14 protein-coding genes and 1 pseudogene are annotated in these 19,577 nt (G+C 64.6%); 10 read left to right on the forward strand and 5 right to left on the reverse strand.

Features of this window, described 5'->3' with window-relative positions:
- Nucleotides 1-34: 34 nt before the first annotated feature.
- The gene (locus ACFE72_RS20220) at nt 35-1,033 is read left to right on the forward strand and encodes a D-alanine--D-alanine ligase (RefSeq protein ID WP_375414902.1); all 999 of its coding nucleotides are present in this window, start codon (nt 35-37) and stop codon (nt 1,031-1,033) included.
- 101 nt (nt 1,034-1,134) lie between these two features.
- Here the strand turns inward: ACFE72_RS20220 and ACFE72_RS20225 are convergent, their stop codons facing one another.
- On the reverse strand, nt 1,135-1,470 hold the full coding sequence (locus tag ACFE72_RS20225) for a GIY-YIG nuclease family protein (RefSeq protein ID WP_375414903.1): 336 nt from the start codon (nt 1,468-1,470) through the stop codon (nt 1,135-1,137).
- Between the two features lie 308 nt (nt 1,471-1,778).
- On the opposite strand from ACFE72_RS20225, the pseudogene ACFE72_RS20230 reads away from it, so the two are divergent.
- The 8 genes and pseudogenes from ACFE72_RS20230 to ligA all read left to right on the forward strand — a co-directional run.
- Nucleotides 1,779-1,963: pseudogene (locus tag ACFE72_RS20230) on the forward strand (D-alanine--D-alanine ligase); the annotation flags it as partial.
- Nucleotides 1,921-2,931 (forward strand): cell division protein FtsQ/DivIB, encoded by a 1,011-nt coding sequence (locus tag ACFE72_RS20235; RefSeq protein ID WP_375414904.1) that lies wholly within the window; start codon nt 1,921-1,923, stop codon nt 2,929-2,931. The pseudogene ACFE72_RS20230 and the gene ACFE72_RS20235, both read left to right, overlap by 43 nt.
- The gene (gene ftsA, locus ACFE72_RS20240) at nt 2,928-4,250 is read left to right on the forward strand and encodes a cell division protein FtsA (protein ID WP_375414905.1); all 1,323 of its coding nucleotides are present in this window, start codon (nt 2,928-2,930) and stop codon (nt 4,248-4,250) included. The genes ACFE72_RS20235 and ftsA overlap by 4 nt, the downstream gene beginning before the upstream one ends.
- Nucleotides 4,251-4,343: 93 nt before the next feature.
- Nucleotides 4,344-6,134, forward strand: a complete 1,791-nt coding sequence (gene ftsZ / locus ACFE72_RS20245) for a cell division protein FtsZ (RefSeq protein ID WP_375414906.1) — start codon at nt 4,344-4,346, stop codon at nt 6,132-6,134.
- Between the two features lie 350 nt (nt 6,135-6,484).
- Nucleotides 6,485-7,444: a UDP-3-O-acyl-N-acetylglucosamine deacetylase gene (gene lpxC / locus ACFE72_RS20250; RefSeq protein WP_375414907.1), complete on the forward strand. Its 960-nt coding sequence runs from the start codon at nt 6,485-6,487 to the stop codon at nt 7,442-7,444.
- A 397-nt stretch (nt 7,445-7,841) separates the two neighbouring features.
- On the forward strand, nt 7,842-8,723 hold the full coding sequence (locus tag ACFE72_RS20255) for an outer membrane protein assembly factor BamD (protein WP_375414908.1): 882 nt from the start codon (nt 7,842-7,844) through the stop codon (nt 8,721-8,723).
- Nucleotides 8,724-8,980: 257 nt separating this feature from the next.
- The gene (recN, locus tag ACFE72_RS20260) at nt 8,981-10,654 is read left to right on the forward strand and encodes a DNA repair protein RecN (RefSeq protein WP_375414909.1); all 1,674 of its coding nucleotides are present in this window, start codon (nt 8,981-8,983) and stop codon (nt 10,652-10,654) included.
- 122 nt (nt 10,655-10,776) lie between these two features.
- Entirely contained in the window at nt 10,777-12,924 is a 2,148-nt protein-coding gene (gene ligA / locus ACFE72_RS20265) for an NAD-dependent DNA ligase LigA (protein ID WP_375414910.1), read from the forward strand.
- 202 nt (nt 12,925-13,126) lie between these two features.
- On the opposite strand, the gene ACFE72_RS20270 is transcribed toward ligA, so the two are convergent.
- Nucleotides 13,127-14,407: a multidrug effflux MFS transporter gene (locus ACFE72_RS20270; RefSeq protein ID WP_375414911.1), complete on the reverse strand. Its 1,281-nt coding sequence runs from the start codon at nt 14,405-14,407 to the stop codon at nt 13,127-13,129.
- Nucleotides 14,408-14,802: 395 nt separating this feature from the next.
- Between ACFE72_RS20270 and ACFE72_RS20275 the strand changes: the two genes are divergently transcribed.
- Nucleotides 14,803-14,988: a hypothetical protein gene (locus ACFE72_RS20275; protein ID WP_375414912.1), complete on the forward strand. Its 186-nt coding sequence runs from the start codon at nt 14,803-14,805 to the stop codon at nt 14,986-14,988.
- Between the two features lie 3 nt (nt 14,989-14,991).
- Here the strand turns inward: ACFE72_RS20275 and ACFE72_RS20280 are convergent, their stop codons facing one another.
- From ACFE72_RS20280 to ACFE72_RS20290, 3 genes are all read right to left on the reverse strand, one after another.
- Complete coding sequence (locus ACFE72_RS20280) at nt 14,992-15,882, reverse strand: 50S ribosomal protein L11 methyltransferase (RefSeq protein WP_375414913.1); 891 nt, start codon at nt 15,880-15,882, stop codon at nt 14,992-14,994.
- A gap of 375 nt (nt 15,883-16,257) precedes the next feature.
- Complete coding sequence (locus ACFE72_RS20285) at nt 16,258-16,686, reverse strand: cupin domain-containing protein (protein WP_375414914.1); 429 nt, start codon at nt 16,684-16,686, stop codon at nt 16,258-16,260.
- Nucleotides 16,687-17,776: 1,090 nt separating this feature from the next.
- A complete protein-coding gene (locus tag ACFE72_RS20290; RefSeq protein ID WP_375414915.1) occupies nt 17,777-19,378 on the reverse strand; it encodes a phytoene desaturase family protein in 1,602 nt (533 codons plus the stop codon).
- Nucleotides 19,379-19,577: the final 199 nt, after the last annotated feature.

Genomic DNA, 19,577 nt, shown 5'->3' on the forward strand with positions numbered 1-19,577 from the left:
AGGAGGCGCATCCCGGAATGAGCGAAGAGGCACGATGCGGACCACCATTCTCTTCGGCGGCTTGAGCAAGGAGCGGCTGGTGTCCGTGGCCAGCGCCCAGGCGCTGCATTCGGCGCTGCCTGACGCCGATTTGTGGTTCTGGAATGTCGGCGACACCGTGCATGCGGTCGCGCCCGACACGCTGCTCGGTCATTCCCGTCCGTTCGAGCAGGCGTTCGAGCCGGCAGATCCCGGCGTCGGCGGCATCGAGCAGGCGCTCGACCAGGCGGTCACGGACAACCGCCTGCTGCTGCTCGGCCTGCACGGCGGCATGGCGGAGAACGGCGAACTTCAGGCGATGTGCGAACTGCGCGGAATCGCCTTCACCGGTTCCGGCTCCGCCTCGTCGCATCTGGCTTTCGACAAGGTGGCGGCAAAACGCTTTGCGGCGATCGCGGGCGTGAAGCCTCCGCCGGGCGTGGCGCTGGAAAATGCAGAAGCGGCGCTGGCGCAGTACGGCAGGCTGATCGCCAAGCCGGCAAAGGACGGATCGAGCTACGGCCTGATCTTCGTCAATTCGACGCAGGACCTGGTCCAGGTACGCCATGCGGCCAGGACCGAAGACTATGTGATCGAACCGTTCATCGTTGGCGCGGAAGCCACCTGCGGCGTGCTGGAGTTGTTGGACGGCTCGCTGATCGCGCTGCCGACGGTGGAGATCATTCCAGCCGAGGGCGGGTTCGGCTTCGACTACCGCGCAAAATATCTTGCCAAATCGACCAGGGAAATCTGCCCCGGGCGTTTCGCACCCGACCTCGGCGCCGAGATCATGGACCACGCGCTCAAGGCGCACCGGGCGATGTCCTGCAGCGGCTATTCGCGCTCCGACTTCATCATTTCCGAGGACGGCCCGGTGTTTCTTGAAACCAATACGCTGCCGGGCCTGACCCAGGCCTCGCTGTATCCGAAGGCGCTCCAGGCGCAGGGAATCGCGTTCGCCGATTTCCTGAACGACCAGATCGCGCTGGCCCGGAAGCGGGCGCAGCGGCACTAAGCCCGCCCCGGCGGGCTTGAGCTTTGCCGAGATTCGTCATGCCCGGGGCTTGAGCTCCGCCGAAGTTCGTCATGCCCGGGCTTGTCCCGGGCATCCACGTCTTACGTCGCGATCGTCGCGTAAAGGTCGTCCCACTCCGGGTTGACGGCGATAATCTTGCGGACCTTCCACGCGCGCGACCAGTGTTTGATGGTGTGCTCGCGCTGGATGGCCTGACGGATATCGTCGAACCGCTCGAAGTAGACCAGCCGCTTCAATCCATACCGCCTGGTGAAGCCCTCGGCCAGTCCGAAGCGGTGCTCGTAGATGCGGCGGACGAGATCGCTGGTCACGCCGACATACAGAATGCCGTTCGGACGATTGGTCAGAATGTACACCCAGCCACCTGCCATGCGGGAATTCTGCAAGACGTGGATGGCCGGGACAAGCCCGGCCATGACGGAGTTGCAACGCCCTCAAAGCTCAACTGAAGCGCCGCCGGTTCGTCGCGGCCGCCGCGCCGAAGTTCGTCATGCCCGTCCCTGCGGTTGTCATGTCCGCCCCGCCGAGATTCGTCATGCCCGGGGCTTGTCCCGGGCATCCACGTCTTGGCGGCGCTGAAGCCAAGAAAGACGTGGATGGCCGGGACGAGCCCGGCCATGACGGGATTTGGGGTCGCCGCCGAAGTCCGGCCATGACGTGAGCTTCGCCGCCGAAGCCCGGCCAGACGGAGCCCCGGCTGTGACGGAAATGACGATGGTGTCCGGCAAGCCGTTCACGCCGCGCATCAAATCGCGACCTGGCCGCACCTATTTTACCCTTTGTTTACCAGGAAGTCCGAAGGTTAACGCTGGCGCAGGAGTGCCAGCGTCCGCATCTGCGGGCATAACATTTGACGAGCTCGTGCAATGGATGGTGCAGGACGCCTCGACCGGTCGCTGCGATCGCTGAGGCCCCAAGCTGACCTGTTGAAGGCCGCGGCGAAAGGCGCGCTGATCCTGTTGCGCGAGCAACTGGCGCCGCTGCGCCGGCGGCTGGCCGAGATCAAGCGCGCCCGGGCCAAGCGGCTCACCGAGCGCGAAAAAAACCCTCACCGCCTGATCGCGTGGTTCGAGCGCCATGTTCCACGCCGGGTCGGCGTCACCGCCACCGTCGTGATGCTGCTGGGCAGCGCCGGTCTCGGCGTCGTCAAGGGCGGTCATGTCGAGGAACTGACCACCGCGCTCAGCGACGCACGGAATGCCCTGGCAAATTCCGTCGGGTTCCGGATCGTCGCCGTGGCCATCAACGGCCGGAAACAGTTGACGCAGGACGAGGTGCTGGCGATCGGCGGGGTCAACGGCCGCTCGTCGCTGCTGTTTCTCGATGCCGCCGTCGTGCGCGACAAGCTGAAAGCCAATCCATGGATCGGCGACGCCAACGTGCAGAAATTCTATCCCGGCCAGCTCCAGATCGATATCACCGAACGCTCGGCGTTCGCGCTGTGGCAGCAGGACGGCCGCCTCTCGGTGATCGCCGATGACGGCGCGGTGCTGGAGCCTTACGTGGCCCGCCGCTTCAGGGGATTGCCGCTGGTGGTGGGCAAGGGCGCCGAAACCCGCGCGAGGGATTTCTTCGCACTGCTGGATCGTTATCCGCGCGTTCGCTCGGCCATGAAGGCCGCCGTGTTCGTCGGCGAGCGGCGCTGGAACCTGCGGCTCAAGGATGGCCTCGACGTCCGCCTGCCGGAAAACGACGTCGGCAATGCGTTGGCGGCGCTGACCAGGCTGGACAGGGATGAGCGGTTGTTTTCGCGCGACATCACCGCGATCGACATGCGGTTGCCGGACCGGATGACGGTGCGGCTGTCTGAAGATGCCGCCAAGGCCCGCGAAGAGCTGTTCAAGGACAAGTCGAAGAAAAAGGCCGGCAGCGCATGAGCGGCCTTGAACGCAAACAGACGCCGAAGACGCGCCCGATGCCGCAGAAGCGTACCGCGCTGGTGGCCTCGCTCGATATCGGCACCAGCAAGATCGCCTGCATGATCGCGCGGCTGAAACCATGCCCGCCGAACGACGCGTTGCGCGGCCGCAGCCATGCGGTCGAACTGATCGGCTACAGCCAGATCCAGTCACGCGGCGTCAAGGCCGGCGCGGTGGTCGATCTCGCCGAATGCGAGCAGGCGGTGCGTCATGCGGTGGCGCTGGCCGAACGCATGGCGAAGGTCCGGGTCGAATCCGTATTGCTGTCGGTGTCCGGCGGACGCCTGCAGGGCCAGTTGATCGAAGCCGCCGCAGACATCAAGGGCGGCGCCGTGACGCCCGCCGATGTCATCCGCGTCACCTCGACCGGGATGCGCCATGCCACCGCCGAGGGCCGCACCGTACTGCATGCGCTGCCGGTCGGCTACGCGCTCGACGGCGTCAAGGGCATCCGCGATCCGCGGGGCATGGTGGCGCGGCAGTTCGGCGTCGACATGAATGTCGTGACCTCGGACGCAACCGTCGCCAAGAACCTGATGCTGGTGGTGGAGCGCTGCCACCTCAACGTCGAGGCCATGGCCTCCAGCCCCTATGTCGCCGGGCTCTCGGTTTTGACCGATGACGAAGCCGATCTCGGCGCCGCCGTCATCGAGATGGGCGCCGGCACGACCACGATGGCGATCTATTCCGGCGGCCGCTTCGTCCATGCCGGCGGTTTTGCGCTCGGCGGGCAGCACATCACGATGGATCTGGCGCGCGGCCTGGGTGCCTGCATTGCGGATGCCGAGCGAATCAAGACGTTATATGGCACCGTGCTGACCGGCGGGTCCGACGCGCGCGAGTTGATGTCTGTGCCATCGGCCGGAGACAACGATCGCGATGTTCCGCAGATCGTGTCCCGCGCCACGATCGCGAACATCGTCCGGCAGCGCGCCGAGGAGATTTTTGAGATGGTCAGGGACCGGCTTGCGGAATCCCCTTTTGCGGCGGAGCCGCGGGCGCGGGTTGTGCTGAGCGGCGGCGCCTCGCAGCTCACCGGCATTGCCGAACTGGCGAGCCAGATTCTGGGCCGCCCGGTGCGCATCGGCCGCCCGCTCGGTTTCGGACGGCTGCCCAGCGAGGCCAAGAGCGCGTCGTTCGCGGTCCCTTCGGGCCTGCTGGTTTATCCGCAATACGCTCATCTTGAACATGTCGAACCGCGGCATACGCGGCAGCTCAGGACAGGGACTGACGGTTATTTCGGAAAGGTCGGACGATGGCTTCGCGAGGGCTTCTAATGAATCTTTTCCGCTTTCTTCGACTTCCACCCCCGCCTTCGGCCGCCGGCCAAGGACCCCGTGAAACAACGCGCGCGTAATCGAGAGGCAACCATGGCACTCAATCTTACTCCCCCAGACATCAGCGAACTGAAGCCGCGGATCACCGTATTCGGCGTCGGCGGCGCTGGCGGCAATGCCGTCAACAACATGATCACCGCCGGGCTGCAGGGTGTCGATTTCGTCGTCGCCAACACCGACGCGCAGGCGCTCACAATGTCCAAGGCCCAGCGTATCGTGCAGATGGGCACCCAGGTCACGCAAGGCCTCGGCGCCGGCTCGCAGCCGGACGTCGGCGCGGCGGCGGCGCAGGAAGTCATCGACGAAATCCGCGACCATCTGTCCGGCGCCAACATGGTGTTCGTCACCGCCGGCATGGGCGGCGGCACCGGCACCGGCGCCGCACCCGTCATCGCCAAGACCGCGCGCGACATGGGCATTCTCACTGTCGGCGTCGTGACAAAACCGTTCCACTTCGAAGGCCAGCGCCGCATGCGCACCGCCGAGTCCGGCATCTCCGAACTGCACAAGGTGGTCGATACGCTGCTGATCATTCCGAACCAGAACCTGTTCCGGGTCGCCAATGAAAAGACCACCTTCGCCGACGCTTTCGCGATGGCCGACCAGGTGCTCTATTCGGGCGTCGCCTGCATCACCGATCTGATGGTCAAGGAAGGCCTCATCAACCTGGATTTCGCCGACGTTCGCGCGGTGATGCGCGAAATGGGCAAGGCGATGATGGGCACCGGCGAAGCTTCCGGCGAGAAGCGCGCCCTGACCGCTGCGGAAGCCGCGATCGCCAATCCGCTGATCGATGATTCGTCCATGAAGGGCGCCCGCGGCCTGTTGATCTCCATCACCGGCGGCAAGGACCTGACGCTGTTCGAAGTCGACGAAGCCGCCACCCGGATCCGCGAGGAAGTCGATCAGGACGCCAACATCATCGTCGGCGCCACCTTCGACGAAACCCTCGACGGGATCATTCGCGTTTCGGTGGTCGCTACCGGCATCGAGCAGGCCGCGATTGCCAAGGCGGCCGGACCCGTCGCAGCCCCGGTCATTTCCGCAGTCGCCACGCCCGACAGCCGCCTTGCCGACGTCACCGCGAAGCTGCGGGCGGACAATCAGCGCGCCGTCGCCGCGACCGCGCAGAAATCGGACGCGCCGCGCCCGGTTCAGGCCCCCGCCGCAGCTCGCGCTCCGGCCAACAGCATCGAGCGCGCGGCGCTGGCGGCCATCGCCGCCGCCGTGGCTCCGGAATCGATGCAGCCGGTGGCTCCGGTTTCGATGCAGCCGGCTTCCTACGGCGACGTCACCGTGCGGCCGATCGTGCAAAAGCCGTCATTGTTTCCGGATCAGGACGTCAAACGCCTCGAGGTCCAGGAGCCGGCGACGCCCGAGGCCTTCATCCCGCAACCTGCGGAGCGTGCACCGCTCCGTGCCCCCCGGATGCCGAAGTTCGAAGATTTGCCGATGCCGGCGCAAAACGAGATTCGTCAGGCCCGGGGCGAGACCGACGAAGAGCAGCATCCGCAAAAAGTCCGGATGTCGCTGCTGCAGCGCCTCGCCAATGTCGGTCTCGGCCGTCGCGACGAGGAAAGCGAGCCGCCGATTGCGGCCCGCGCCGCGGGCCCGGCCATGGCGCCGCTGCCTCCGCTGCCGGAGCGCAAGCCGCAGCGCAGCGTAGCCGAGCAGATGGCGGCCCAGGAGCCGGTGTCGGAATATGGAAAGCGGCCCGCACCGCAGGGACTTGATGCCCACGGCCGGCCCGCGCCTGTTGCATCCGCGCCACAGGGGGACGATCATCTGGATATTCCGGCATTCCTGCGCCGCCAGGCGAACTGATCTTTGTTACAATTTAGACCGGAAAAAAGGCCTCGGCTTAATCAGCCGGGGCCTTTGCTTTTGCAATAATCGGCATTGTTTCGTGATTTCCAAGTGTATGATTGGAAACGATTAATTATCAAATTAGTGGCCTGATGAGGGGGTCGCCAATGTGCCGATCGAGGGTGGAACTTGGTAAACGCTTGGTCCGAATGCGGCAGAGTTGGGGTAACAATCGGTAAACAAGCGTGAGTTGGCGCGCTTTGTGGCAGTGACTATGGTCGCGCCACGACTTGGGGCAACTAAAGACGAATCACCGCGCCATCGGACCGGTCCGATCTTTAAGTAAGTCAGTTGTGGGCAATTTACGAATGAAATTCAGCCGTCAAACAACGCTTCGGTCGCGTGCCACCGTGACAGGCGTCGGTGTTCATTCGGGTCTGCCCGTGAGCCTGGTCCTCGGACCTGCACCCGTCGATGCAGGTTTTGTTTTTGTCCGCAGCGGTCCGGATGGTTTCGACCGTGAACTGCAGGCGGTTGCGAAATCCGTAATATCCACCGAATTCGCCACCGTGTTGGGCGATCGCGAAGGCCCCCTGGTTTCAACTGCGGAGCACGTCCTTGCTGCGTTGCGGGGAATGGGCATCGACAACGCCGTTATCGAGCTCGACGGGCCGGAAGTGCCGATCATGGACGGCAGTTCGGCGCCTTTTGTCGCCGCGATCGATCGGGCCGGTATCCTGACGCAGTCCGCGCCGCGCCGCTTCATCCAGGTCTTAAAGCGCGTTCAGGTCGCATTGGGCGACGCCTTCGGCGAATTGCGGCCGCATGCCAACGGCTTTCGCGCCGAGGTTGAAATCGATTTCACCAATCCGGTGATCGGCAAGCAGAATTTTACGCTCGATCTCAATCCGGAAAGCTTCCGCCGCGACATCTGTCGCGCCCGGACCTTCGGATGCATGAACGACGTCGCGCGGCTCTGGAGCGCCGGATATGCGCTCGGCGCGTCGTTCGAGAACTCCGTGGTGTTCGACGAGGAGCGTCTGCTCAATTCCGAGGGCCTGCGCTACGCCGACGAATGCGCGCGCCACAAGGTTCTCGACGTCGTCGGCGATCTCGCGCTTGCGGGGTTGCCGCTGCTCGGCGCCTATCGTTCCGTGCGCGGCGGCCACAAGCTCAATCACGCCGTGCTGACCGCCTTGATGGCCGATCGTACCGCCTGGCGGGTGGTGGAATCGGAACCGGCGCAGCGTCCGCGCGGCCGGGTCGGGATCAGGAGCGGAATGGCCGGCGGCATGGTGGCCCCGGCCTACGGCCCGGACGTGTCCTGAACCGCCGCCCGCGTCGATCTGCCCCTTTTTAGCTTCGTCGTTCCCGGTTCGCCTGCAAAGTGTTCCGTCATGGCCGGGCCAAGTCTGGACGAGCCCGGCCATGACGAAGCTGAGACAATGCAGACCCCGTCCGCCCCTTTTCATCGTCATCCAGTAGGGACAAGCCGGGCATGACGACCTAACTCGGGTTCGCGCCGGGAATGACAAATACGGCGGGCCGGCCGCCTTAATCCGGGCGAAATGGCTGCGTATTCGGTTGGTTAAGGGGCTGTTTTCGGTTACTTAAGGCTCGCGGTGGCATGATGAGCACCACGGGCAGGTCGTCAGTTGCGTCCATGACCCGGCTCATGGCGCATGCAGCGGACACCGCAGCACAGACGTCAGGTTTAATGAACTCATGTCGGCACCGCGTATGACGCTCGAATTGCGCAGATTGTCCCAGCCGCTACGCCTGGCCCCGGGTCTGGCGGCGCTCGCGCTCTGCTTGAGCGGGTGCGGTGCTGGCAATATTCTCGACAAGTTCGCCTCCAAGGACGACACCTTCAAGGAAGAGCCGGCCGACAAGCTCTACAATGAGGGCTTGTATCTGATGAACCAGAGCAAGGACCCGAAGGCGGCGTCCAAGAAGTTCGAGGAAGTCGATCGCCAGCATCCGTATTCGGACTGGGCGCGCAAATCGCTGCTGATGTCGGCCTACGCGTTTTACAATGCCGGCGACTACGACAGTTGCATCGGCGCCGCGACGCGCTACGTCACCCTGCATCCCGGCAGCGCGGACGCCGCCTACGCGCAATATCTGATCGCCGCCTCGCATTACGATCAGATCCCGGACATCTCGCGCGACCAGGGCCGCACCGAAAAGGCGATTGCCGCGCTTCAGGAAGTGGTCCGCAAATATCCGACCTCGGAATATGCCACCAGCGCCAAGGCCAAGCTGGAAGGCGCACGCGACCAGCTTGCGGGCCGGGAAATGGCGGTCGGCCGCTATTACATGGAAAAGCGCGACTACACCGCCGCCATCAACCGCTTTAAGGCCGTCGTTACCCAGTACCAGACCACCCGGCATGTCGAGGAAGCGCTGGCCCGGCTGACCGAAGCCTATATGGCGATCGGCATCATCGGCGAGGCGCAAACCGCCGCTGCCGTGCTTGGGCACAATTTTCCCGACAGCAAGTGGTACAAGGACGCTTACGCCCTGGTAAAGTCCGGCGGAGTGGAGCCCAGCGAGAACAAGGGCTCGTATATTTCCAAAGCTTTCAAGAAGCTCGGCCTCGGCTAGCGTAACTTGTCCCCGCTGGCGGCGGGGCATATGCAGACCGGAGACCCTGCCTTTTCGCATCCTCGACAACGTGCGGCGTCCCTCGCAAGCCCGTCATTGCGCAGGGCCAAGCCCCGCCATGACGATGCGGAGAGGCTCGCACGCGTTGCCATCTGCGATTCCCTGCCGCAAGCGGGGACAGGCGAGAAGCGCTCTTGACAGACTGGCGCCAGGAAGAAGAGTACGTTCCGAACCGCATCATTAGGAACCAATCTTAAATGCTGGCGCGTCTGTCGATCCGTGACATCGTCCTGATCGAACGGCTCGATATCGAGTTTTCCCGGGGGCTTGCGGTGCTGACCGGCGAAACCGGCGCGGGCAAATCCATTTTGCTCGATGCGTTCGCACTGGCGCTGGGCGGCCGCGGCGACGCCGGACTGGTCCGCCACGGGGCGGAGCAGGGCCAGGTCACCGCGGTGTTCGATATCCCCAAGACGCACCCGGCGTCGAAAATTCTCGGCGACAATGGGCTCGACGATACCGGTGAAATGATTCTGCGCCGGGTGCAACTGGCCGATGGCCGTACCCGCGCCTTCATCAACGACCAGACCATCAGCGTGCAGACCCTGAAGGCGGTCGGTACCGCGCTGGTGGAAATTCACGGCCAGCACGACGAGCGCGCGCTGGTCGACGCTTCGACCCATCGACGGCTGCTCGATGCCTTCGCGGGCCTCGAAAAGGAGGTCACGGCGCTCGAGGCGTTATGGGACGCGCGCCGCGCCGCGCATTCGGCGCTGGGCGCGCATCGCGCCGCCATGGAGCGCGCCGCCCGCGAGGCGGATTATCTGCGCCACGCCGCCGACGAGCTGAAAAAGCTGATGCCCAAGGACGGCGAGGAAACCATGCTGGCCGAACGCCGTGCTGCGATGATGCAGGGCGAGAAGATCGCCGCCGATCTGCGCGAGGCGCAGGACGCAGTGAGCGGCAACCGCTCTCCGGTCGCGGCTCTGTCGGCGGCGGTGCGGCGGCTGGAGCGCCGTGCCGGCAGCGCGCCGACCCTGGTCGAGCCCGCGGTGAGGGCGATCGACGCGGCGATCAACGCGCTGGAGGAGGCCGACCAGCACCTCGCCGCGGCGCTGGCCGCGGCGGATTTCGATCCCGCACAGTTGGAACGCACCGAGGAACGGCTGTTCGCGCTGCGCGCGGCGTCGCGAAAATATTCCACGCCGGTCGACGGCCTGGCCGCGCTGGCCTCCAAATACGCCGCCGACGTGGCTCTGATCGACGCCGGCGCCGAACAATTGAAGGTACTGGAGGCTGCAACCGAGGAGGCGGACAAGCGCTACAATTCCGCCGCGGCAAACCTTTCCATCGCACGCAAAAAATCCGCGGAAAAACTTGGCCGGGCGGTCAACGCCGAACTCGCGCCGCTGAAACTGGAACGCGCGAAATTCTCCGCGCACATCGATTCCGATTGCGCGGCGGCCGGGCCGCAAGGGTTCGACCGCGTCGAGTTCTGGGTGCAGACCAATCCGGGCACGCGGCCGGGACCGCTGATGAAGGTCGCCTCCGGCGGCGAACTGTCGCGCTTCCTGCTGGCGCTGAAGGTGGTGCTGTCGGATCGCGGCTCGGCGCCCACTCTGGTGTTCGACGAAATCGACACCGGCGTCGGCGGTGCCGTGGCCGACGCCATCGGCGCGCGGCTGGCGCGGCTGGCCGCCAAGGTGCAGGTGATGGCGGTGACCCATGCCCCGCAGGTGGCGGCGCGCGCCGACCAGCATCTTCTGATCTCCAAGGCCGCGCTCGACAAGGGCAAGCGCGTCGCCACCCGCGTCAACTCGCTCGCCGCCGATCACCGCCGCGAGGAAATCGCACGGATGCTGGCCGGCGCCGAAATCACCGCGGAGGCGCGGGCGGCGGCGGAACGGTTGCTGAAGGGCGCGGCGGCGTGAGTGCGCCTGCCGTAGTCCACCGTCTTCGTCATGTCCGGGCTTGTCCCGGGCATCCACGTCTTTAGATTGCCCGGCGAGAAGACGTCGATGGCCGGGACAGGCCCGGCGATGACGGAAAACAAATGCCTGAAGTCAAAACGAGTAAAGCCCCGGCATCGGTCGCCACCCTCACCAGGGCGCAGGCCAGGATCGAACACAAGCGGCTGGCGATCCAGATCGAGGGCCACGACAGGCATTACTACCAGGATGACGCGCCGAAGATTTCGGATGCCGCTTATGATGTGCTGCGCCAGCGCGTCAATGCCATCGAGGCGCGATTTCCGGAGCTGGTCACGCGGGAGTCGCCTTCGCAGAAAGTCGGTGTGCAGCCGTCGGGGCGGTTTGCAAAAGTGCAGCACGCGGTGCCGATGCTGTCGCTCGGCAACGCCTTCAGCGATGCGGATGTGGCCGATTTCGTCGAGCGCGTCCGGCGCTTTCTCAGGCTCGATGACGCCGAGATTCCGGCTATCGTCGCCGAGCCGAAGATCGACGGCCTGTCACTGTCGCTGCGTTACGAGGATGGCAGGCTGGTGCGCGCGGCCACCCGCGGCGACGGCGCTACCGGCGAGGATGTCACCGCCAATGCCCGCACCATCAAGGATATTCCGAACAAGCTGAAGGGCCGCAAGGTTCCGGCGGCCTGCGAGGTGCGCGGCGAAGTCTACATGCTGAAGCAGGATTTTCTCGCGCTCAACCAGAAACAGGCCGAGGCCGGCGACACCGTGTTCGCCAATCCGCGCAATTCGGCGGCCGGCTCGCTGCGACAGAAAGACGTGTCGATCACGGCGTCGCGCCCGCTGAAATTCTTCGCCTATGCCTGGGGCGAGATGAGCGCGCTGCCGTCGGACACCCAGCACGGCATGCTGGCGTGGATGGACAAGGCCGGGTTCGTCGTCAATCCGCTGACGAGGCTCTGCAACAGCGTCGATGAGGTGCTGGCTTTCTACCGCAAGATCGGCGAGCAGCGCGCCTTGCTCGGCTACGATATCGACGGCGTGGTCTACAAGGTGGACCGGCTGGACTGGCAGGCGCGGCTCGGCTTCGTGTCGCGCAACCCGCGCTGGGCGGTGGCGCATAAATTCGCCGCGGAGCAGGCCACGACCATCGTGAAGGACATCGAAATCCAGGTCGGCCGCACCGGCTCGCTGACGCCGGTCGGCAAGCTGGAGCCGGTCGGCGTCGGCGGGGTGATCGTGCAGAACGTAACGCTGCACAATGAGGACTACATCAAGGGCATCGGCGGCAAGGGCGAAATCCTGCGGGAGGGCCGCGACATCCGCATCGGCGATACGGTGACCGTCCAGCGCGCCGGCGACGTCATCCCGCAGGTCGTCGATGTCCTGCTCGACAGGCGCCCCAGAACCGCAAAGCCTTATCGATTTCCGACCAAATGTCCGTGCCCGCTGCATACCGACATCGTTCGCGAGGAAACCGCGACCGGCGCGGAGGGCTCGCGCGCCCGCTGCACCGGCGAATTCGCCTGTCCGTTTCAGAAGATCCAGCACCTGATGCTGTTCGCCTCGCGGCGGGCCTTCGACATTGACGGGCTCGGCGAAAAGCAGATCGAATTGTTTTTCCAGAGGGAATGGGTGCGCGAGCCTGCCGATATCTTCACGCTCGAAGAGCGCAACCGCCGCATCAAGCTCGAAGACGAGGAGGGCTATGGCGCGACCTCGGTCGGCAATCTGTTCGCCGCCATCCGCCGGCGGCGCGAGATCTCGCTCGACCGGTTCATCTATGCGCTGGGTATCCGTCATGTCGGCGAGACCACCGCCCTGGCGCTGGCGCGCGGATATGGATCGTGGCAGGCATTTCACGATGCCGCCCTGAAGGTCGCCGCCGACGACGAGGAAGCCATCGCCGACATGGATGCGCTCGACCAGATCGGCGGCACCGTGATCGAAGCGGTGAAAGCCTATTTCGGCGAGAGCCACAATCGGAACATCGTGGAGCGGCTGACGCGGCATGTAACGATCGAGGACGCCGAAAAGCCGACCTCGAACAGCGCCGTTGCCGGCAAGACCGTGGTGTTCACCGGCTCGCTCGAGCGCATGACCCGCGATGAAGCCAAGGCGACCGCGGAACGCTTCGGCGCCAAGGTCTCCGGTTCGGTATCGAAGAAGACCGACCTGGTGGTGGCGGGACCGGGCGCCGGCTCGAAATTGAAGGAAGCGGAAAAGCACGGCGTGAAGGTGATCACCGAGGACGAGTGGCTGAAGCTGATTGAGTGATTGTCGTCGTCGTGCAGGCGGGCGTTGCGACAGCCTCAATGCCGTCCCCGCGCAGGCGGGACCCATACGCCGTGTCACCGATGCTCTGGATAGCGCCAGTATACTTGTTGGAGCGTGAAACCGTTTAAGCTGGCGCCGGGATTATGGGTCCCCGCCTGCGCCAGGACGACGCCGTGATGGCAGCGGCGCGTTGCCGACAACATTACAACAGCCCCGTCTCCTCCTCCGCCTGCTCGATCAGCTCTTCCGTCGCCACCACGCCGCGCCGCGGCACCAGGAAGATCATGGTCGAGGCGCAGGCGATCGACAGCACCACGATCGCGATGTTGGTCGGCACCGGCGTTGCAAAATGGCCGCCGAGATACGCGCCGAACTGTGAGAACAGCGAGCCCAGCCCCATCTGCAGAAATCCCATCGCGCCCGATGCGGTGCCGGCGGCCTCCGGGCGGACGCTGATGGCGCCGGCGGCCGAGTTCGACATCACGAAGGCATTGGCGACCATCACCAGCATCTGCGTGCCGAACAGCCAGGACGGCGCCTGGTTGAGGCCGGCAATGCCCCAGGCAAGATTCAGCAGCGCGCCGGCGCCTTGCAGCGCAAGGCCAAGCCAGATCAGCCGCTCCAGCGAATGACGCGGCGCGAAGCGAACGCAGAACAGGTTGCCGACCAGATACGCAAAGCCCGTGGTCGCAAACCAGGCGCCGTATTCGGCGCTGGAACGGCCCATCTGCGTCACCACGATGTAGGGCCCGGCGCCGGCGAAGGTGAAGATGATCTGCGAAGCCAGCACCTGGCACAGCACATAGGCGATGAAAGCCCGGCTCGTGAACAGGCTGCGGATGTCGCCGCGAAATCCGCAGGCCGGGTCGGGATCGCGGGCGCGCCGCGTTTCCGGCAGCAGCACGGCGATGGCGATGGCGACCAGGAGCGACGCGGCGGCGATGGCGTGGAAGATCGAGCGCCAGCCGAACGCGGTTTCCAGCAGACCGCCGATCAGCGGGCTCACCATCTGCGCGATCATCATCACCGCGATCACGAGGCTGATCATGGCGCCGACGCGGTGGCGCGGATACAGATCGCGGATGATGGCGCGGCTGACCACCATGCCGGTGGCGCCGCCGAGCGCCTGAAAAAACCGCGCCGCGATCAGTTGCGGCAAGGTTTCGGCGACCATGCAGCCGATGCTGGCCGCGATCATCAGGCCGAGGCCGGCCAGCAAGACCGGGCGGCGCCCGAAGCGATCCGACAACGGTCCCATGATGATCTGCGAACACGCCAGACCGACCATGTAAAGCGACACCGTCATCTGCGCGATCGAGATGTCGCGGCCGAGGCTGGCGGCCAGTACGGGCAGCGCCGGCACCAGCATATACAGCGAGACCGGCGCGATGCCGGTCATGGTGACCAGCAGCAACAGCATGACCGTGGATGTCGGGGCCGGGCTGTCGAGCGCCGCGTCGGATCTGCCGGTCATTCCGTGCATTGGGTTCGGTGCCGGTCGAGGTCGGGTTAGCTGCGCCGCGCCGGACTGTAGCGCCGTCTTCCTCCGCGACCATGAGCTTTTCGGAATGGCGCCATTCCATTTTCGAGGCGCGCGGTCCCGGACTGCCATGGAAGTAAGCAGCCGCAGACCAAATCCGAGGCGGTCGGCCGGCGATCGGCTGCGCTGTCGCGCGCGGGCCGGCGGCTGCCCCGAGGCTTCCGCCGCGCTATCGCGGTGTTTGGCCGCCAGCCCGCATTCGCAGGGGTCTGGCACAAAACGTGCTTGATTATTTTGCCTATATTGGACGATATGGAACGTTAGCCGGCAAGAGCAGTTGTCCAGCGACATCTTGGGGAAATTCCAGGGGTTTCAACTCAACGATGAGGGGGACCACGATGCCTGCGTTTATATTCGAGAAGATTTCGCCTCCGGTGCGCCGTGGCCCGATTCCGCCGATCGTGAAAAAGCAGCGCGGCCTCATCGTCCAGTTGCTCGACAGTTTTGTCGAGGCGCGCGTCAAGCGCACGTTGCGCGATGAAAAGGGCGTCATCGCCCGCAACGACAAGAAGCCGCCGGGTTGAATTTTACGCGCGCTGCATCAGCAGGCTGCTCCATCCCCCGTTGACGAGATGCCGCCGCAACACCAGTCCACGCGCGCGATACGATGCGATCACGCCTTGCGCCTGATGCGGCAGCAGCCCCGATAAGATGACCAGGGCCGAGGGCGCCAGATGCGCGGCCATCGGCGTCGCCATCTGCCGCAGCGGATTGGCGAGGATGTTCGCCAGCACCAGATCGAAAGGTCCGCGGCGCGCGAATTCCGGCGCTGAAAATCCGGGCGCGCAGATCGCCTTCACCAGGTGGCCGGCGCCATTGAGCCGCGCATTGTCGCGCGCGACGTGCACGCTGACCGGGTCGATATCGCTCGCCAGCACGCGCCGCCGCAGCGCCCTGGCGGTGGCGATGGCCAGCACGCCGGTGCCGGTCCCGAGATCGAGCACGCGACGCGGTTGGCGTGACCGCAGCACCTCGCCCAGCAGCAGCAGGCAGCCCCGCGTGGTGCCGTGATGCCCGGTGCCGAACGCAAGCGCCGCCTCGATCTCGATGCCGAGCCGGTTGGCCGGCACCCGCGCGCGATCGTGCCGGCCGTGCACGATGAAGCGGCCGGCATGCACGGGGACGAGGTCTTCCAGGCTGGCCTTGACCCAGTCCTTGGCCTCGACGGTATCGAAGGTGATGCGCTGGGCGACGTCGCCGCCGGCGGCAAGGCCGACGAGGTCGCGAACCGAGGTTTCATCGGGCAGCTCGGCGAAATGCACGCTGATGTCCCAGCCTCCGTCGCGGCGTTCGAACGCGGCGACGGCGGCCTCGCCCTGGTCAAGGGCCTCGTTGAGCAGATCGACCACGCGCCGCGCGGCACGTTCGTCGCCGATGGCGAAGGTGGCGCGGCGGGTGCCTGGGGTGATGATGGCCATCGATGGTCCGGAAATCGCCGGCGCGGCAGGTGCGCATCCACAGCCCGCCGGCGCCGGGCAAGGGTTGTCCACAGAGTCATACACCAGATCTGCCCCGGTTTTGCACAGGCCCCCGCGTCGGCGGCGGCGCCGCTTCCGATCGTCGGAGAGAAGGGCGATTGCATGCGATTTGCTGACAGCCTCAAGCACAGGCTGAGGCTCACCACATTATTCCCCACACTATGGGGGTAGGCCGCCGGCATTGAAACACTGCGCGATAATATGCCGTTCATGTCATCTAAGCGCTGAAGCGCAAAGGCCCGCCCGGGCGTTCACCGGGAGGGCCTCTCTCATTCGGCCAACGGGCTCAAAGTCCGGAGGCTCAAGAATCGGTGACTAAGCACAGCAACATTGATAACAATAAAAAATAGTGACGCCGCGGGGACCAACCTTGAATTCATAGGGCGCGCGGGCCGGCATAAACATCCAGTCGCCTTCTTTCAGCTCTTGTCCGTTATAGATTATCGAACCTGATACGATGAAACGAATGCCAGCGCCTTCGTCGTGCGAATGCTTCGGAACCTCGGTATTTGGCCCGGCCGACGATATGTAAAAGGTCGCCTCTCCGGTTGTCATGAAAGGTAGGATGACTTTATTGAAACCACCCGGAATGTTATCAATCATTCCGGACTTATCGGTCCATACTCCGTCACAGTCCTTGGAAGTGTAGATTTTCGAATCATCAATCCTCAAGTTCTTTTTGAGTTCATTGATGCGGGCTATGCATGCGCTCATACGATTTCGATTGGGATCAAAGTCAGCCATTTTAATATTCCTTTTGTAAAATAAAAACGGCTAAGTTAACCACGGCGCTTCAATCTACGCAACCAGAAGGTTGCTCGCAAAATAACACAATTCAAAAATTTGCTGGAAAGTGGAGCCTGCCTTCGTCCGCGACGAACTGCCGGCTCCATCCAAGCGATGCCGAGACCGCGAAAACGAGGGGCAATCGTCGCACGAACCGCAGTCCTGCGGCATTAGGTAGCAACTCACTTTGCCGAAAACGAAGAGGCCACCGAACTCTTTCATTTCACCTCGTTCCGAGCAAGCGCAGCTACCAACTGCTGACTAGCCCCGCGGATTATGACCCGTGATGACGACCGGCAAAGTGGTGACCCAAGAATCCATAGTCGGATCCTTTCCATAAAGGATATCCGTTGGGCGCTCTGCAGCGTACTCGTTGATCGCTGTCAGATATCCAGGTATTGGCACCCCCTCACACGAAAAGAGGGCGCCGCGATGAAGGAAAAATCGCCCGAGCTTTATGCTGAATAGCGCAGCCTCCTGCACAGGATGAGCTTGACCGTGCCTCGCCTAACGATCAACAGCCCATGTGGAGACTCGGGAATTTTTGACGGCGATCATGGCCACCGGCTGATCCACACTCCCTCTCCCTTACGAAGCTTACCGCTAAGCATTTAGCTGCCGGGCAAAGCGCATCGCCACCGCACATGAGTTGATTTGCGGCAAAGCGCACCCAATCATGCTTTGCTAAAGTCATGGAACGCTCGCACGCGTCCGTTACTATTGATGTCGCGTCCAGTTCGCGTCCAAAGATTGCGCCATTTTTGAGTTTTCAGCGTTTCAAAAACTACTGGCTCAGGAGCATCGCCGCCGGGTAATAAGACACACCCTCGCGCTTCATCTTAACTGACACCCACCCGATTTCCACAGAGTTCTGCACCGAGATATCAACCGGTTTCCCACAGATTATCCCGGGCTTTTCAACCGGTATCCGTCATCGCCATGAGCGCAGCAACGAGGCGTGCGCGGGCGGATGGCTTTGGGGGACTGGCATCGGGCGGCGTTTCTGCGCCGGCCGGTCCGGCTTGCGATGAACGGTTGCGCCACGCATTCACCCGAACAGCGCCCGGTGATCGCCCAGGATCGCCCGCGCCGCGTTGTGGCCGGGGGCGCCGGTGACGCCGCCGCCGGGGTGGGCGCCGGAGCCGCAGTGATAGAGGCCCTTCAAAGGCCCGCGATAGTCGGCATGGCCCAGCATCGGCCGGGCCGAGAAAAGCTGGTTCAGCGTCAGCGCGCCGTGAAAGATGTCGCCGCCGAGCAGGCCGAAGTCGCGCTCGAGGTCGAGCGGCGACAGGATTTGCCGGCCGATCACGCTTGATGCAAAGCCGGGGGCATAGTTGTCCACCGTGGCGATCATCAGGTCGGCGACTTCGTCGCGATGGTCGTCCCACGACATGCCGTCGGGGAGTTGCGGCGCGACGTGCTGGCAGAACAGGCTGGCGACATGCCGGCCGGGCGGGCACAGTGAATCGTCCAGGGTCGACGGGATCAGGAGTTCGACCACGGGCTCGCGGCTCCAGCCGTGTTGCCGGGCGTCGAGCCAGGCGCGGTCCATGTAGCCGAGGCTCGGGCCGAGGATGATGCCGGCGCTGAGGTGATCGCCGTCGCCCGGCAGCGCCGTGAAGGAGGGCAGGGCGGTCAGCGCGACGTTGATCCGGAAGGTGCCGGAGCCGTTGCGCCAGGTCCTGATGCGGTCGAGAAACGGCTTCGGCAGCGCATCCGCCGGCACCAGCCGCGTATACAGCAGTTTCGGGTTGACGCCGGATGCGATGTATTTCGCGCGAAGGGTCTGCCCGTTCTCCAGGATCACGCCCACGGCGCGGTCGCGCTCGACGATCACCTCGCGGACCCCGGCGCCGGTCTCGATCTCGGCGCCATGCGCGCGCGCGGCGCTCGCCATCGCCTGGGTGATCGCGCCCATGCCGCCGATGGCGTGTCCCCAGACGCCCTTGCTGCCGTTCACCTCGCCGAACGCATGATGCAGCATCACATAGGCGGAGCCCGCGGCATACGGACTGGCATAGGTGCCGACGATGGCGTCGAAGCCGAACAGCGCCTTGACCAGATCGCTTTCGAACCGGTCGTCCAGAATGTCGCCCGCCGAGCGCGTGAACAGGTCCAGCAGGCTGCGCTGCTGCTCCAGGGTGAGACCGCGCAGGATGTTGGCGGTGCCGAGCGCGTTGACCGCTTCGGTCAGCGTGTTGACGCCGAAACCCTCGACGAGATTCGGCGGCGCGCGCAGCACGAACCGCCGAAGCACGTCGGCGATGATCCCCAGTTCCTGCGTGAACGCATCGATGCGTCCGGCGTCGCGTTCGCTGAGCTTTGCCAGCGATCGATGGGTGCGGCCCTCGCCGGTGAGAAGATAACTGCCGTCCGGCGCCGGCAGATAATTCTGCGCGCGGCGCTCGACGATGCACAGGCCGAGGTCGTGCAGATTCAAATCCGCGATGACCTGCGGATTGAGCAGACTCACCGTGTAGGCCGCGACCGAGTTGCGAAAGCCTGGATGAAATTCCTCGGTCACCGCGGCGCCGCCGACGACCTTGCGGCGTTCGACGACGCTGACGCGCAGTCCGGCCATCGCCAGATAGGCCGCGCAGGTGAGGCCGTTGTGGCCGGCCCCGATGACGACAACGTCGGTATCTGCCATACCGGCTTGATAGCCCTGTTCGCGGCAAATGTCGCGCCGGCACCATCCGGACGTCATGGCCGGTCTTGGCGGGCATCCACGTCCCGGCGGGGCTCGCAGGAAGACGTGAATGGCCGGGACAAGCCCGGCCATGACGGCCTCCCCTGTCCCGGGCGCGATGCGGCATTCTTCATGCCGCTTCGCAGAACCGGGACCCCGG

The sequence above is a fragment of the uncultured Bradyrhizobium sp. genome (assembly GCF_964252615.1).
Taxonomy (GTDB): domain Bacteria; phylum Pseudomonadota; class Alphaproteobacteria; order Rhizobiales; family Xanthobacteraceae; genus Bradyrhizobium.